Raw genomic sequence first — 13,803 nt, forward strand, 5'->3', positions numbered from 1 at the left:
TGCCCTATAATTTAAGGTTGATTCATAAAAGTTTCACATCTTACGTTTCTTTATTTCTAGGATAAAGTACCATTTTTACTACATGATAATGAAATGGATCTGGTTATAGTATCCACAGCGGTACCATCTACGTATTTTTTTGCAGTTGCTTTAGAAGTAGCAGTATTGCCTGATCTGGTGGCAGATGAGTTAGTAATCTTCCAGCTTGAGCTTGGACATGTGGTAGTTACGGTCGACTTAGTACATTTAGAGGAGACACCTTTTACATAAGAAAATGTACCATGTACGGTCACAGACCACATAATAGTTCCAGCGCTATTTTTATAGGCTGCAGTTTTTCTGCCACTTTTTATTTGTGTAGTTGCAAGAAGTGAGATGGGTGAAGTGGATTCTTCTATTGTAATCTCGATATAATCTCCGTTATTCAATTGGATTACTTCTATTACTGGATTGGAATTAGATTCCGTTATGGGTGATGCAGTGATAAAAGTTGTACAAGACATAATAATAAAAAATGCCATGATGATAATCTGGTTTATTGTTTTTTTCATAATACAAATTTCTCCCCTTATTCTTCTTCAATGGTGGTCTCTATTTCAGTAATCGTAGCATTTTCTGCTGCTCGATAACTTTGATAAATCAGAGCTCCTCGATAAACACAAAGGATAAGAAGCATTCCTACAATCACAGCCAGAGCATTGCGGATATAACGGGATTTTTTCATATGAGATAATAAGTAATCGTTATCTACATGTTGAAAATAGCTTTCTACCACATCTTTTGGAGTACCGATGTATGTAAGCATTTCTTCATAAGAATTGCCTGGAAACTCCTCCACATATCCCTCTATCTCCATCTGAAGATGTTCTAGATATTCTTTTTCTTTTTTCCCTTTAAATGGGAATATAGTAGTTACTTCTTTTTGAAAGCGTCGGCAATAAGCCCTGGCGTTCTGTGATGTCATGTTATGAATTCTCCCCTTTTTGTAATAGTATCCCATCATAATCAAGAACGGATTGGATACCAGCTACTAGTGCATGGTATTCCATCAACATTTTATTCAACTCATCATATCCCTCTGGTTCTAGATGATAATACACACGTTTCCTTTTCTGCTTGATGATCTTTTCATAATCTGTGATATATCCATGTTCGATCATGCGGTATAGAATCGGATATAGGGATGAAACCCGTGTATTTATGGTGTTGTTGGAATACTTGTTGATAATTTGCGTAATCTCATATCCATAACAGTCGTGTCTGGATAGGATATGAAGTATAAGCATATCTAGCTTATAAAGGTTATGAGCTGCCATATTGATAATACTCCTTTTAAAAGATTATAATGTATAATCTATTTATAAACAATATATTTTATAAAAATATATAATTGACAAATATATATAAGAAGAATATAATTAAATTAGAAGAAAATGTAAATTTTGTAGAAAAGAAAAGGGAGTGATGATTTATGGAAAAATAAAAAATCCATACAAAACAAATGGCGGCAAACCAACATCTGAGAAATCAGATGAATGTAATGTATGAGAGACTTTAATGATACTATTAATATGGCAAGAAATTAAAAGGAGATAGGCATGATAATAAGTGACAAAAATATATTTAAGAGTATGTATAATAGGGTAACTGTAATGTGTGTGGTGGTTATACTTTTATTTGCTTCCAATGTTTATGCAATTAGTTTGGCAGACAGTTTTTCTGGATCTTCGTCTTATTCGTATGTAAAAAGGGTAACAGGGGGAGATGTATGGAAAAAGACAACTACAGCCAAGACTGTAGGATACAATAAAAGACATTATGTTAGAGCGTATATTGGAGGATCATCATCAAGTGCATCTGGAGCTGTTGCAGATTCTGGAAAAGTATATAGTAGTGGTGATGTAACCGCAAAGGCTTCCAACACGAAAACGATTTTTGACAATTTAAATAAACCGTATCAATTGTATTTTAAAACTGGGTATGCCAAATATGGACATTAAAATGAAAGTCTTAAAAAGAAAAAAAGCGACAGTGGAACTATTTGTATTGTTTTTGTTATTTCCAATCCTTCTGATTCTCATGTTAAATCACATTACCATCAGTGAGACATTAGCCAGCATGGATTCAGGAGCATTTGGAAAGGCATATACATATCTGTCACTGTCATCTGGAGATAAAAAATTTCAGAAAGCGATCAACGAAGCAAAAAACCTAAAAAGCTCAGTTGCGGTCACAGCAGATAGGAAGAAAGATGGATATACAGTAAGGGCCATATATTTTAATAAGAAATATGTGAACCTTCCTATGAAAGAGGGACGATTTTTTCGAAAAGAGGATTTTAAAGAAGATCGTTATGTAGCTGTTTTAGGAAAAAGGCTGGAATTCATCACATATACAAAAGATGGAAAACGATATCTTGATCTGGAGGGAAAAGAGTTTGAAGTGCTTGGTATTCTCGGGTATGAAGAGGATACTTTACTGGATGATTATATCTTTGTTAATGGATGTATTTCAGATGAGATTATGGAGACATCCATATGTGTACTGGATTATTTGAAAAAGACAGATTATGAAGCTGTAAGGGACAAGATGGTTTCCGGACTGGAAGGCAGGGGAGTCCATACAGAAGAACTGACTGGAGGAGAGAATTTTTTTGAATCTGTAGTTCCCAGTTTTATGTATGGGAGAAAGTTTATCATGATGTTCCTTGCCCTGATCCTGTGTGCTGTATTATTATCTTCCGATTGGCTTCAGAGTCAGAAGGAAGAGATTTATGTACGGAGGCTGCTGGGAGCCGATGACAGGTCGATCATCCTGCTGTTTTTGAAAAGATTTGGGATTCTGTTTCTGCTGACATTTACTGGTGCCATTCTTTATTGTGGCGTTTTCTATCCGAGTTATTGGAACTACCTTATGGCAGGCTATCTAGCTGCAACCATCGTACTACTTCCGTTTCTATTATTTTCTATGATCGGGCTTCTTAAGACACCATTGGAGGAGGCATTAAAAGGATGAAGTATCTATTTATGATCAAAAATGTAACAAATCTGATTCGGAGGCATCCTATCCTGGTATGTATCATGATTGTGCAGGTGGCCATTGTTCTATCTCTGGCTGGGCTTATGACAGAGGATGGGAAGAGACTGGAGACCAATGCAGAAGCCTATGCAGAAACTTATGGAAATAAATATTATTATACGGTAAACGAAGGGACTACAGATCTATTCTACTATACATATCTGGAAAAAGAGAATGAGGAAGGGTTTCATACTTTAAATAGGATGAAGCAGGCTTTCTATGAGGAGTCGTCTTTTCGATATATCAGTATCGCACATCAACCGGTGGATTTGTGGGGAAAAGAGATGAATCATAAATTTCTCTATGGATATGAGTCTGGAGAATATGAAAGCAGTATTTCAGAGGAGGAAGATACTACAAGATATTTTATAAAGTCCCTTCAGGTTTCAGAGGATTTTTTTGATGAATTTGACATCAAAGTGGAAAAAGGCAACGGATTCAAAGAGTCTGATTATGTTTATAAGAGAGGGAAACCCATACCGGTCATACTGGGATCAGATTATGAAGGCTCTCTTCAGATTGGTGATACATTAGAGGGAGAGTATCTTTTTGAAAAAACAGAATTTAAAGTAGTGGGGATGCTCTCAAAACAATCCTTTTACTATGATACTTTATCAGAGTCTTTGGAATCCACAGCACGATATATGATCATACCTGTCCAGGAATCAGAGCAGGCCACGGAGCATGCAAAGATTATGAATCTTCAGCAGATAGCCGGTGTGATCATTTCAGAGCAGGGATATCTGAAAGTGAAAGAACAAGTTGATAAGCTTATCGAAGAAGAGAAAGCAGAGGATTTCGGAGTGTATATCAAAGAGCCAGAAGATGGAGCAGCATCTATTCTGGATGATTATTCATCCATGACAAAAGAAGTGGAAAAGCAATTCATGGTCATACTTGGCATTACTCTTCTGTTCGTCTGTCTTTCAACCATATACACATTATATGGATTTATGAAAGAGGAAAGAGAACGGTATGGGATAGAAATGTTGTGTGGTGCTTCTGTCTGGGATATCGTAAGCGATATCATGTTGTTGGATATCATCATTATGACGGCGGGAGTAATGGTCTCATTGGCAGTCATGGGTATCTGCCAATGCAGCATGAAAAATGTTATCTGGGTCATACTGATTGCCATTGGTATTATATTGGCTGAGACTATTTATATGATGTATCAATTACTGCATTTTGAGGTAAAAGACCTAATAGGAGGAGCAGAATAATGGCATTTTTGGAGCTGAAAAACATTAGTAAACGATATGGAAAAACGGAAGAAACGAAGGTCCATGCACTAAAAAGCGTAAATCTGAAGATAGAAGAGGGAAGCTATCTTGCCATCATGGGCAAGAGCGGATCGGGCAAATCCACATTGCTCAATGTTCTTGGAGGGCTTACAAGACCAACGGATGGAGTTTATATTTTTAATGGAGAGAATGTTTCTAATCTGAGCAGAAGTCAGGGGGCTGTCTTTCGAAATCAAAATATAGGATTTGTAGTACAGAATTTTGCGCTGATCCACAGCATGACGGTAAAAGAGAATGTCCGTCTGCCATTGATCTATGGATCCTATAGGAGAAAAGAGATTGATAGACGCGTAAAAAAGATTCTGGAAAAGATGGAATTAGCAGATAAGATTCATGCATATCCATCGGAATTATCCGGAGGACAGTGCCAGCGGGTCGCGATTGCCAGGGCAATGATTGCGGAACCAAAGCTTATATTGGCAGATGAACCCACAGGGGCTTTGGATCAGGAAACTGGAAAAAGGATCATGGATCTATTTTCCGAACTGAATGCACAGGGAACTACCGTGATTATCGTAACCCATGATAAAGATGTGGCGACAAGATGCGGGCGGAGACTCTATATGGAAGATGGGAGTGTATTTGAATAAATATATCTATAACTATGAATGAGAAAATTCCAAATCTTGCACAAAATAAAAAAACCCTCTGAACCATTTAATGGCCATTATCGTTTCCGGTTTTCTCCGTGGATATAGAGGGAAAACCATTGATTTTGCTCAAGTAAGTCATCTACACAGAACGACAATCGCCCATTTGCTGCATTGTGGATGATACGATTGCTTCCCATGTCAGGCCCTTGTCACAGGCTGTGCATCCAATCGAAGTCGCGTATTTCCATCAATCTCATTTAAAAGGCTGTCAGCCTTGTGACCGTTGGCGGTGGTGAATTCTACGTGTATCGTTATGAAGGGAAACTCAACGGCATTTCAAATGCGGCGGTAATCTTCAGTTATCCGAAGGGGTTATTTGTGATGACAATCATGGTTGGTATAATGCTTATACTGTGTTCTTGTGGAACGAGTGAGTCAGTTGCTAAATTAAAAGATATTCCGATTCAGTCAGAATGTATTCTATTTGATTACTAAGAACTGAAGGAGACTTCTAAGTTGATTCTAAAAGCAAAAATTATGGATGATCTTTCGAAAGAGAATAGTGTAATAGAAATGGATGCCCAAGACACTGATTCTATATCAAGTGCTTATAGTTTGAGAAATATAGAACTTTTGGAGATCTATGGAGGGGATAATGCTGATCAATTTCAGCCAGGTGATAAACTGACAATTATAAATAATGCAGCAATTCATGATAATAATTATATCCATATAGAGGGATATGAAAAGCTAGAAAAAGCAAAATTGAGAAAACAGGAGATTAAAGTTGATTCAAGTGATATTTCTATCAATTATATTCAAGAGTTATCCAATACAGTCCTTGTTGAGATTCTGAATTCTGATTTATTGTAGTTCGGGTAACTGGAGTTAATGAAATGGAGGAGTGATGATTTATGGAAAAATAAAAAATCCATACAAAACAAATGGCGGCAAACCAACATCTGAGAAATCAGATGAATGTAATGTATGGACGCTCCAATTATAGCACTAAGAAAAAGAAAAGTATATTACCAAATACTTAGAGTTATTATAAAGGAGAAAATATATGAAAAGATTTTTAGGAATAATATTAAGCGTTATCATTTTATCAGGAAGTATTGCTACAGAGGCATTTGCTGAAGAACCCTCCTATGAAATCCAATCTATTAATGAACTAGAAGAAATTTTAGATGAGGCATATCAAGATGAGAAAATGAGTCCATCTGAAAAAAATAATATTATTGAAAGAACGGAGCCTAAAGTTATAGAAGAACTTTGTTGTAAAAAAATTGATGAAGCAATTGAAATAGCAGAAGATATAGATATTGAATCTATTATGAATGAAAACAAAAGCGAAATACAATATGGACGAAAAAAATTAGATATTGATGATAATTATGAAGCTTATATTGAATTTGAAGATGGAGAAGACAAAACAATAGTTGGGACAATAATGGATAAATTAATTTCTCCAGCATATGCAGCAACAAATGGTGAAAAAATGTGGAAGTCCTATGGAAATAGATACTTTACAGCAAAAATTACCGTATCAGTTGGTGTAGGAATTGGTACATGTTGTCTAGAAAACCACTATAAGCTTAATTCAAAAGGAATTGACGAAAACTTTGGAGATGCATATGTTAAATGGTCTGCTAGTACAGGTATTACAGGTTCTCTTTCTCCTATAGGAGTATATATCACAGATTCAACAGCCAGAACAGTTGGAAAATCAGATGTAAATATGTATGCCAGATTTCAGCTTGATAACTCTGGTGCTGGTACACAAAGTCAAACTACCATCAAACTGTCAACAACAGTTAAATACCTTGATAAAGACTCAACAAATAAAAAAATCAAAGTACAACATTCTTGGAAATAAAGTTACTTGAGAAAGGAGGATTCCATGACAGAAGCACTCGTATTATCAACTATGGCAACTCTTGTATGTCTTTTACTATCCATTTTGATGCTAGGTATCGTTGCCGGAATTATTATTTTTATTCTAAAAAAGATGGATCGTAAAAAGAACGATAAATAATTATATTAAGAATCCTTTTCTATAGATGGTAGAATTTTTTGCATTTTTCTGATATGCTTTATTCAGCGAAAGAGCGCGATAAGAATTTATCGGACTGCTGAAAAATTCTTTTAACTTTAAGAGAAAAGGAGAACAACCATGACTTTAGACGAGATCCGTGTGCAAATTGATGCCATCGATACACAAATAAAACCATTATTTATCCAGAGAATGGCCTGTGGAAAAGGGGTAGCCGAAGCAAAGGCGATGACCGGAGGGGATGTTTTCGTTTTAGAACGTGAGCTATCCATCATTAAGAACCGGGCATCTGATGTGGATCCTGCCATTTATGATGAATATATTGCTTTTTTAAAACACTTAATGAGTCTCTGCAGAAGATATGAATATGGATTTTTAACTGATATGCAGGAAATGGTTCTCACTGACAACTTACATACTGCCGGACTAGATAGAACTACTCCACACACACAGGTAGCAATCACCTTTACCTGTGACATTGCTTCCAGTGACCTGAACATGCATATGAATATGATAAAATTAAACAAAGTAACCATTCAATCCATGAGTCTGGAAACAAAAGGGGAAAAGCAGGTAATTACTATGACACTGCTGGGCAATGTTAATGAAGCTAATATGAAACAGTTGTTATGCCAGATTGGAAAAGAAGCTTCTGATTTTGCAATTACTGCTTTATTATCATAAAACGCTCCTCTCTTTAACCAGAGGACACACATATACAAAAAAAGGGCCGCCATATCTGGCAGCCTTTTTTCGTATATGATCTTATTTTTCTTTCATAACGCTCATATATGCTGGACGAATGATCTTATTCATTCCAATCTGTTCCTCAATACGATGTGCACTCCAGCCCCCAATTCTTGCCATGGCAAAAATCGGTGTATATAATTCTTTCGGGATTCCCAGCATCTCATATACAAATCCACTGTAGAAATCCACATTAGGGCTTACACCCTTATAAATCTTTCTCTTATCTCCAATTAATTTTGGTGCAATTTCTTCAATGCTGTTATAGAGGAACATGTCATCCTCTTTGTGCTTTTCTGCTGCAAGCTTTTCTACAAATCCTTTGAAAATCACTTCTCGCGGATCGGACAGAGAATATACGGCATGGCCCATTCCATAGATCAGACCCTTATGATCAAAAGCTTCCCCTGCCAGTATCTTAGCCAGATAGTTTTCAATCTCTTCTTTATCTTTTATATCATGAACATTTTCACGAATGTTATCCATCATCTCCATAACCTTTAAGTTAGCACCACCATGTTTTGGTCCTTTTAAAGAAGACATCGCTGCTGCCATAGCCGCATAGGTATCAGAACCAGATGAAGTTACCACTCTGGTAGTAAACGTAGAATTATTTCCTCCCCCATGCTCCATATGAAGCATAAGTGCAATATCCAAAACCTTTGCTTCTAACTCTGTATACTGCTGATCGGCGCGCATCATCATCAGAATGTTCTCAGCTGTTGATAAATTAGGATCCGGACGATGAATGAACATACTCTTCATATTTTCATAATGGTCATATGCCAGATATCCATATACCGCTAGCATAGGGAAAATACTGATTAGCTGAATACACTGACGAAGACTGTTTTCTACAGTTGTCACATTGGCCTCCGGATCATAAGATGCCAGTGTCAGAATACTTTTCGTCATAGAATTCATAATATCCTTCGTCGGTGCTTTCATAATGACATCTCTGGTAAAGTTGGTAGGAAGGTTTCTGCTGACTGCCAAAATCTCACAAAAACGCTTTAACTCTTCCTCATTTGGCTTTTCCCCAAATAAAAGAAGATAAGCGGTCCGTTCAAATCCAAATCCTTTGACCTTGGCCTCTTCTACCAATTCCTCGATGGGATATCCGCGATACCAGAGTCTTCCTTCACATGGTACCTTTTTCCCATTGACATTCTTAAATGCGATCATCTTAGAGATATTCGTCAGGCCGGTAAGAACTCCTTTCCCGTCCTGATCTCTCAGTCCTCGATTCACTCCATATTCTTCAAATAATTTGTCTGAAATGACATCATTCTTTCTACATATTGCTTCCTGCTCCTTGGCATAAGCTAAGATTTCCTGGTATTTCATTCTGCCATCTCCCCTTTTTGTCCGTCCTCCAGCTTCTTCATCTCATCGTTCATGATATAATCAAATTCTCCAACCAGGCTTACCATGGTCATAAACCGTTCTTTTCCAAATCGCTTGATCACCTGTCCATAGAAATCTTTTAAAGTATGCTGCTGCTCCCCAATGGTATCATTGCCATTCTTGGTAATCTGTATGTAAGTTCCTTCACTTCCATCACCATCGTGGGTCCAGCTGATCAATCCACGCTCTTGAAGATTCTTTACGATCTTGGTTACTTCCTTCATCGGAATCTGTAGCTGCTCAGCAATTTCATTCAAATATAACTTTTCTGCGCCTTCTGTATGGTCCATCAGCTTTGCAATGATCCACATTGCAGCATAATCTATCACAGAAACCTGTGAAAATAATTTTTCTAATGTCTCTTTTGTTTTTATTCCAGCAGGAACAAAACGTCTTGCCATTTCCATTTTCTTTTCCATACTATCATCCTTTCTGCCATACTATGACGGATTTGATTATACTCCGTGTCCACCTTGGCAGACACCTACAAAATGCTGTTTAATTTTAAACTATCTTACCACATTATTACTTTAAGTCAATGGTGTTTAGAATAATTTAAGAAAAAGAAAAGAAATGGATTAGATTCCATTTCTTAAAGAATTTATAAATATTTATTCAGGCTATCCTCAATATTTCCATTGATCTTTTCAGCAATCTGTACCATAAAGCGAATTTCTTCTTCTGAAATCCCCTGAAAGGTAATGCTTCGGATCTTCTCATGAATCTTCTCCAGCTCCTGTACGATCCCAATGGCTTTTTCTGTCAACAGAATGTGTTCATACCGTCTGTCCTCCTGATCCTGAAGAATCCAAACCAGTTTCTGCTCCTTCATACGGTGAATGGACTGAGAGATATGTCCCTTCGTGAACATTCTTAGTCGATTCAAGTCCTTAGCCGTATTATGCTTCTCATCCCATTTTGACAAATAGTATAACAGCTTCATATCGATCTTTCGAAGTCCATACTCCTTTTGCAAAGGCTCTATCAACTTCTCATATAACTTTCGCATCTGAATTCCATTTAACAATAATTCGATGGATTGTTCCACGTCTCTTCCCCCCTAAGTTTATATTTCACTTAGGAAACTATACCACCAAAAAATTTTCCTTTCAATAGAAAAAGAAAATCATCCTAACTGATTTACATATTTAACTTTCAAATAACCCTTACTCTACCTTCATCATACGATACCCTACTCCGATATGAGTCTGTATGTATTGAGGAGAGGAAGGCTCAGATTCAATTTTTTTACGCAAGGTTGCCATAAATACCCGAAGGGATGCAATGTTATTTTCCCAGCTGTTTCCCCATATTTTCTGTGTGATAAAAGTATGGGTCAATACCTTTCCCACATTTTGAGACAACAGACATAATAATTTATATTCGATTGGTGTCAGATGTAGCTCCTCATCTCCCAGGAACACGCACCCTGCTGCATAGTCGATTCTTAATCTTCCATTGGTAAATACGGAGGCTGCTGGCTGACTGCCCTGCATCGCCGCAAGCCTTCTCTGCACCACCCTCAGACGGGCCAAAAGCTCCTCCACGGAAAATGGCTTTGTCAGATAATCATCAGCACCTGCATCCAGAGCATCAATCTTATCCGTGTCTTCGCTTCTGGCACTGATGACGATGATGGGAAGATTGGTCCATGTGCGAATCTTCCTGATCACATCTACTCCATCCATATCCGGCAGCCCAAGATCCAGAAGCATAACATCCGGATTATGCGTAGATGCCTCCAAAATGGCCGATTCTCCATTGGGCGCTGTCAGATACCGATATTTATGAGCTTTTAACGTTGTCGTAATCAGGTTACGCACTGGCGCATCATCCTCTACGACTAAAATTTGCAATTTATTCATCTATACTTACCTCCTCTGCAGATAGTGTAAATCGAAAAATCGTTCCTCGGGGTTTATGATCCAAAACCGTAATTTCTCCTCCATGTGCATCGATGATCGCCTTGCATAAATATAAACCAAGCCCCATGCTGCGGCGACTGTCAGATGCCTGATTGGTGCCCGTATAAAACATCTCAAAAATATGTGGTTTCGCCTCATCAGGAATCCCCGGTCCCTGATCTTTGATCTCCACGATCACCTGTCCCTGATCCTTTTTGACAGAAATTATTATCTCCGATCCTTCCGGCGTATATTTTACCGCATTGTCTAAGATATTGATCATCGTCTGAACGATCAGTCTCGGATCCATTCGGGCAAGAATCAGTTCATTGGTACTTTCTACCCTGATCTGATGCCCCTTTCCTTTGATATGACGAAGTGCCTCCTCAATGGCCTCGTCGATCAGCTCTGCAGACATATGAATCTGCATCCTCCCTTCCTCAATCCTAGTGACATATAAAAGATTTTCCACCATATTGATCAGCCACATGGCATCCTCATAAATGTCTCCATAAATCTGGACCTTGGTCTGTTCATCGAAACAGTTTCCATTGGAGAGCAGATTACTGGCATTTCCAGAAATCGATGTCAGCGGTGTTCTCAGATCATGGGAAATACCTCTGAGAAGGTTGGCCCTTAACTGTTCATTTTTCGCCAATATGGCCGCTTCCTCTTTTTCTCTGGCATTCTTCTTATTTTCCAGTGCCAGGGCACATTCTCCTAAAATGGAAAGAACGATACTATTCTCAAATGCGTCCAATGGGTTGTTCTTCGCCTCAATTCCAATCACGCCATAGACATTACTATTGACCCGAATGGCCAGATACAGCCACGGAAGATGAGAATAATGGTCCGTTCCGGCCCCTGCATGCTTATTATGCTGTAGTGTCCATAAGGCTGCTTCCTTTTCTTCTTCTGAAAGACACTCCTCCTGTCCCTTTCTTCGGCTTTCCTTGGATAGGTAAATATGAGGTTTATCTAGATTTCCCTTTTCATTACGCAGCATCGTCACCATATCCCGGTCCAAAAGCTTTAAAAGCTGATTTGCCGTTGCCGTCATAATCTCTTCCCGACCTTTTGCCTTCTGAAGAAGCTGATTGGCATCGAATAAAAGCTTCGTCCGATAAGCAAGACTTGCCAGCTGATTGGCATGAGCCTTTTGCTTCGCTGCCAAAGATCCAGTGATAAATGCTGCCAGAAACATAACTATAAAGGTTACTGGATATCCTTTATCATAGGCAAACAACGTATATCTTGGTTCTGTAAAAAAGAAATTAAAGACGATCACACTAATAATAGAACTGGCCAGACTATATCCCCGATAGGTCGTAATCACGGCTGTAATTAGTACACTTAAAATATATACCATAATAATATTAGCTTCACTAAAGCCAAATCGATGAAAAACAACCCCAACACAGGTGGCGGCAAATAAGGAAATAAAGCATTTTATAATATCACCAATGGAGAAAAATCCATCGTTCTTCCCTCTTGCCTCTTCAACAAGATAAAAACTTCCAGTCTCTCTGTCGGGAATAATATGAATATCTGCATTCGGTGCATAATCGATCAACTGATCGGTAATGGTAGGCTTAATCAAAAGCCTCCTGCGACGGACTGCACTTCGGCCAATCACAATATTAGTCACTCCAGATAACCTTGCAAATTCTGAGATCTGATAAGGAACATCATCTCCATAACAGGTCTCCACCTTGGCTCCCAGTTGTTTGGCCAGAAGAATATTCTCATTTAATCTTTTTTTATTTTCCCTGCTCATGGATGCAAAATCAGGTGTTTCTACGAAAAGGGCCGTAAAGTCTCCCTGAAAAGCCCTGGCCATTCTGGATGCTGTCTCAATAATTCTTGCATTGGATGGAGCGGAAGACAGACAGACCAACACATGTTCTCTTCTATGATTTTTCTCATTCATCTTTGATTCCTGCCATTCTATCCTTATGTTAATGAACCCAGGCATTCGAAATCAACGCCTGGGCTTCTGTTCTTATTATATCATTGGAATTCTTTGGAGCCAACCTTGAAAAAATGCCTTTTAGATATGAAAACACTTCTGTACATCCTTATAATTTCCAAGCACCATCATCGTCTGTCCCTGTAAAAGTGTATAATCTGGTCCAATCATAAAATCAATTTTTCCATCTGTCTTAATTCCCATAATATTGATACTATACTTCTTTCGGATATCCAGCTGTCCAATGGTCTTTCCAATCCACATATCCGGTATAGATACCTCAAAAATCGCATATTCTTCGCTTAATTCAATATAATCAAAAATATGATCCGAGCTATATCGAATAGCAGTCCAGCTTGCCAGCTGTTTCTCCGGATAGACTACCTCATCTGCTCCATTTCGCAGCAGGAATTTCTTGTGTACATCTCTGGTTGCTCTTGCTACTACCAGCTGTCCTCCCAGTTCTTTTAAAAGAGAGGTTGTTTCCAAAGAACTCTGAAAATCATCTCCAATAGCTACAATACAGACATCAAAATTGCGCACCCCTAATGATTTTAAAAATTCTTCATTGGTACTATCCCCAATCTGTGCGTTGGTGACATAAGGAAGAACAACCTCCACTCTATCTTCCTTTTTATCCACCGCCATAATCTGATGTCCCAGTTCATTTAATTTTATTGCAATATGCTTTCCAAATCGTCCAAGTCCGATTAATAATATTGATTTCATTCTTTCATCCTCCTAT

17 protein-coding genes are annotated in these 13,803 nt (G+C 38.0%); 9 read left to right on the forward strand and 8 right to left on the reverse strand.

Annotated features, from left to right (window positions below; translation table 11 throughout):
- Window positions 1-93 precede the first annotated feature (93 nt).
- The gene (locus BHF69_RS14185; RefSeq protein ID WP_158022577.1) at window positions 94-270 is read left to right on the forward strand and encodes a hypothetical protein; all 177 of its coding nucleotides are present in this window, start codon (window positions 94-96) and stop codon (window positions 268-270) included.
- Between the two features lie 298 nt (window positions 271-568).
- Here the strand turns inward: BHF69_RS14185 and BHF69_RS10450 are convergent, their stop codons facing one another.
- Window positions 569-964 carry a DUF6120 family protein gene (locus BHF69_RS10450; protein ID WP_075671304.1) on the reverse strand — a complete coding sequence of 132 codons (396 nt, stop codon included), beginning with the start codon at window positions 962-964 and terminating at the stop codon, window positions 569-571.
- A 1-nt stretch (window position 965) separates the two neighbouring features.
- Window positions 966-1,316, reverse strand: coding sequence for a PadR family transcriptional regulator (locus BHF69_RS10455; RefSeq protein ID WP_075671306.1), 351 nt, complete (start codon window positions 1,314-1,316; stop codon window positions 966-968).
- A gap of 282 nt (window positions 1,317-1,598) precedes the next feature.
- On the opposite strand from BHF69_RS10455, the gene BHF69_RS10460 reads away from it, so the two are divergent.
- The 8 genes from BHF69_RS10460 to BHF69_RS10490 all read left to right on the forward strand — a co-directional run bounded on the left by BHF69_RS10460 (window position 1,599) and on the right by BHF69_RS10490 (window position 7,715).
- Window positions 1,599-2,000, forward strand: coding sequence for a hypothetical protein (locus BHF69_RS10460; RefSeq protein ID WP_075671307.1), 402 nt, complete (start codon window positions 1,599-1,601; stop codon window positions 1,998-2,000).
- A gap of 1 nt (window position 2,001) precedes the next feature.
- Window positions 2,002-3,015 carry an ABC transporter permease gene (locus BHF69_RS10465; protein ID WP_075671309.1) on the forward strand — a complete coding sequence of 338 codons (1,014 nt, stop codon included), beginning with the start codon at window positions 2,002-2,004 and terminating at the stop codon, window positions 3,013-3,015.
- Window positions 3,012-4,301: a hypothetical protein gene (locus BHF69_RS10470; RefSeq protein WP_075671311.1), complete on the forward strand. Its 1,290-nt coding sequence runs from the start codon at window positions 3,012-3,014 to the stop codon at window positions 4,299-4,301. The genes BHF69_RS10465 and BHF69_RS10470 overlap by 4 nt, the downstream gene beginning before the upstream one ends.
- A complete protein-coding gene (locus tag BHF69_RS10475) occupies window positions 4,301-4,972 on the forward strand; it encodes an ABC transporter ATP-binding protein (protein WP_075671313.1) in 672 nt (223 codons plus the stop codon). The genes BHF69_RS10470 and BHF69_RS10475 overlap by 1 nt, the downstream gene beginning before the upstream one ends.
- Window positions 4,973-5,491: 519 nt before the next feature.
- On the forward strand, window positions 5,492-5,848 hold the full coding sequence (locus BHF69_RS10480; RefSeq protein ID WP_075671315.1) for a hypothetical protein: 357 nt from the start codon (window positions 5,492-5,494) through the stop codon (window positions 5,846-5,848).
- A gap of 193 nt (window positions 5,849-6,041) precedes the next feature.
- A complete protein-coding gene (locus BHF69_RS10485; protein ID WP_075671317.1) occupies window positions 6,042-6,854 on the forward strand; it encodes a hypothetical protein in 813 nt (270 codons plus the stop codon).
- Window positions 6,855-6,878: 24 nt separating this feature from the next.
- Window positions 6,879-7,013 (forward strand): hypothetical protein, encoded by a 135-nt coding sequence (locus BHF69_RS14590; RefSeq protein WP_278277000.1) that lies wholly within the window; start codon window positions 6,879-6,881, stop codon window positions 7,011-7,013.
- Window positions 7,014-7,151: 138 nt separating this feature from the next.
- Window positions 7,152-7,715, forward strand: a complete 564-nt coding sequence (locus tag BHF69_RS10490; RefSeq protein WP_075671319.1) for a chorismate mutase — start codon at window positions 7,152-7,154, stop codon at window positions 7,713-7,715.
- An 81-nt stretch (window positions 7,716-7,796) separates the two neighbouring features.
- Here the strand turns inward: BHF69_RS10490 and BHF69_RS10495 are convergent, their stop codons facing one another.
- The 6 genes from BHF69_RS10495 to BHF69_RS10520 form a co-directional block, all read right to left on the reverse strand.
- Window positions 7,797-9,125 (reverse strand): citrate/2-methylcitrate synthase, encoded by a 1,329-nt coding sequence (locus BHF69_RS10495; RefSeq protein ID WP_075671321.1) that lies wholly within the window; start codon window positions 9,123-9,125, stop codon window positions 7,797-7,799.
- Window positions 9,122-9,604: a helix-turn-helix transcriptional regulator gene (locus tag BHF69_RS10500; RefSeq protein ID WP_075671323.1), complete on the reverse strand. Its 483-nt coding sequence runs from the start codon at window positions 9,602-9,604 to the stop codon at window positions 9,122-9,124. The genes BHF69_RS10495 and BHF69_RS10500 overlap by 4 nt, the downstream gene beginning before the upstream one ends.
- A gap of 182 nt (window positions 9,605-9,786) precedes the next feature.
- Window positions 9,787-10,233, reverse strand: a complete 447-nt coding sequence (locus BHF69_RS10505; protein ID WP_083651237.1) for a MarR family winged helix-turn-helix transcriptional regulator — start codon at window positions 10,231-10,233, stop codon at window positions 9,787-9,789.
- A gap of 118 nt (window positions 10,234-10,351) precedes the next feature.
- Window positions 10,352-11,050, reverse strand: a complete 699-nt coding sequence (locus BHF69_RS10510) for a response regulator (RefSeq protein WP_075671325.1) — start codon at window positions 11,048-11,050, stop codon at window positions 10,352-10,354.
- The gene (locus BHF69_RS10515) at window positions 11,043-13,019 is read right to left on the reverse strand and encodes an ATP-binding protein (RefSeq protein ID WP_075671327.1); all 1,977 of its coding nucleotides are present in this window, start codon (window positions 13,017-13,019) and stop codon (window positions 11,043-11,045) included. Before BHF69_RS10515 ends, BHF69_RS10510 begins: the two co-directional genes overlap by 8 nt.
- Window positions 13,020-13,139: 120 nt before the next feature.
- Entirely contained in the window at window positions 13,140-13,787 is a 648-nt protein-coding gene (locus BHF69_RS10520) for a potassium channel family protein (RefSeq protein WP_075671329.1), read from the reverse strand.
- Window positions 13,788-13,803 lie beyond the last annotated feature (16 nt).

This window comes from Anaerostipes sp. 992a (genome assembly GCF_001940245.1).
Classification (GTDB): Bacteria; Bacillota; Clostridia; order Lachnospirales; family Lachnospiraceae; genus Fimousia.

What these genes read in the sequence shown, in the direction of transcription:
- BHF69_RS14185 (WP_158022577.1), top strand. Translation starts at nt 94, where the DNA reads ATGGATCTGGTTATAGTATCCACAGCGGTACCATCTACGTATTTTTTT.
- BHF69_RS10450 (WP_075671304.1), bottom strand. Translation starts at nt 964, where the DNA reads ATGACATCACAGAACGCCAGGGCTTATTGCCGACGCTTTCAAAAAGAA.
- BHF69_RS10455 (WP_075671306.1), bottom strand. Translation starts at nt 1,316, where the DNA reads ATGGCAGCTCATAACCTTTATAAGCTAGATATGCTTATACTTCATATC.
- BHF69_RS10460 (WP_075671307.1), top strand. Translation starts at nt 1,599, where the DNA reads ATGATAATAAGTGACAAAAATATATTTAAGAGTATGTATAATAGGGTA.
- BHF69_RS10465 (WP_075671309.1), top strand. Translation starts at nt 2,002, where the DNA reads ATGAAAGTCTTAAAAAGAAAAAAAGCGACAGTGGAACTATTTGTATTG.
- BHF69_RS10470 (WP_075671311.1), top strand. Translation starts at nt 3,012, where the DNA reads ATGAAGTATCTATTTATGATCAAAAATGTAACAAATCTGATTCGGAGG.
- BHF69_RS10475 (WP_075671313.1), top strand. Translation starts at nt 4,301, where the DNA reads ATGGCATTTTTGGAGCTGAAAAACATTAGTAAACGATATGGAAAAACG.
- BHF69_RS10485 (WP_075671317.1), top strand. Translation starts at nt 6,042, where the DNA reads ATGAAAAGATTTTTAGGAATAATATTAAGCGTTATCATTTTATCAGGA.
- BHF69_RS14590 (WP_278277000.1), top strand. Translation starts at nt 6,879, where the DNA reads ATGACAGAAGCACTCGTATTATCAACTATGGCAACTCTTGTATGTCTT.
- BHF69_RS10490 (WP_075671319.1), top strand. Translation starts at nt 7,152, where the DNA reads ATGACTTTAGACGAGATCCGTGTGCAAATTGATGCCATCGATACACAA.
- BHF69_RS10495 (WP_075671321.1), bottom strand. Translation starts at nt 9,125, where the DNA reads ATGAAATACCAGGAAATCTTAGCTTATGCCAAGGAGCAGGAAGCAATA.
- BHF69_RS10500 (WP_075671323.1), bottom strand. Translation starts at nt 9,604, where the DNA reads ATGGAAAAGAAAATGGAAATGGCAAGACGTTTTGTTCCTGCTGGAATA.
- BHF69_RS10510 (WP_075671325.1), bottom strand. Translation starts at nt 11,050, where the DNA reads ATGAATAAATTGCAAATTTTAGTCGTAGAGGATGATGCGCCAGTGCGT.
- BHF69_RS10515 (WP_075671327.1), bottom strand. Translation starts at nt 13,019, where the DNA reads ATGAATGAGAAAAATCATAGAAGAGAACATGTGTTGGTCTGTCTGTCT.
- BHF69_RS10520 (WP_075671329.1), bottom strand. Translation starts at nt 13,787, where the DNA reads ATGAAATCAATATTATTAATCGGACTTGGACGATTTGGAAAGCATATT.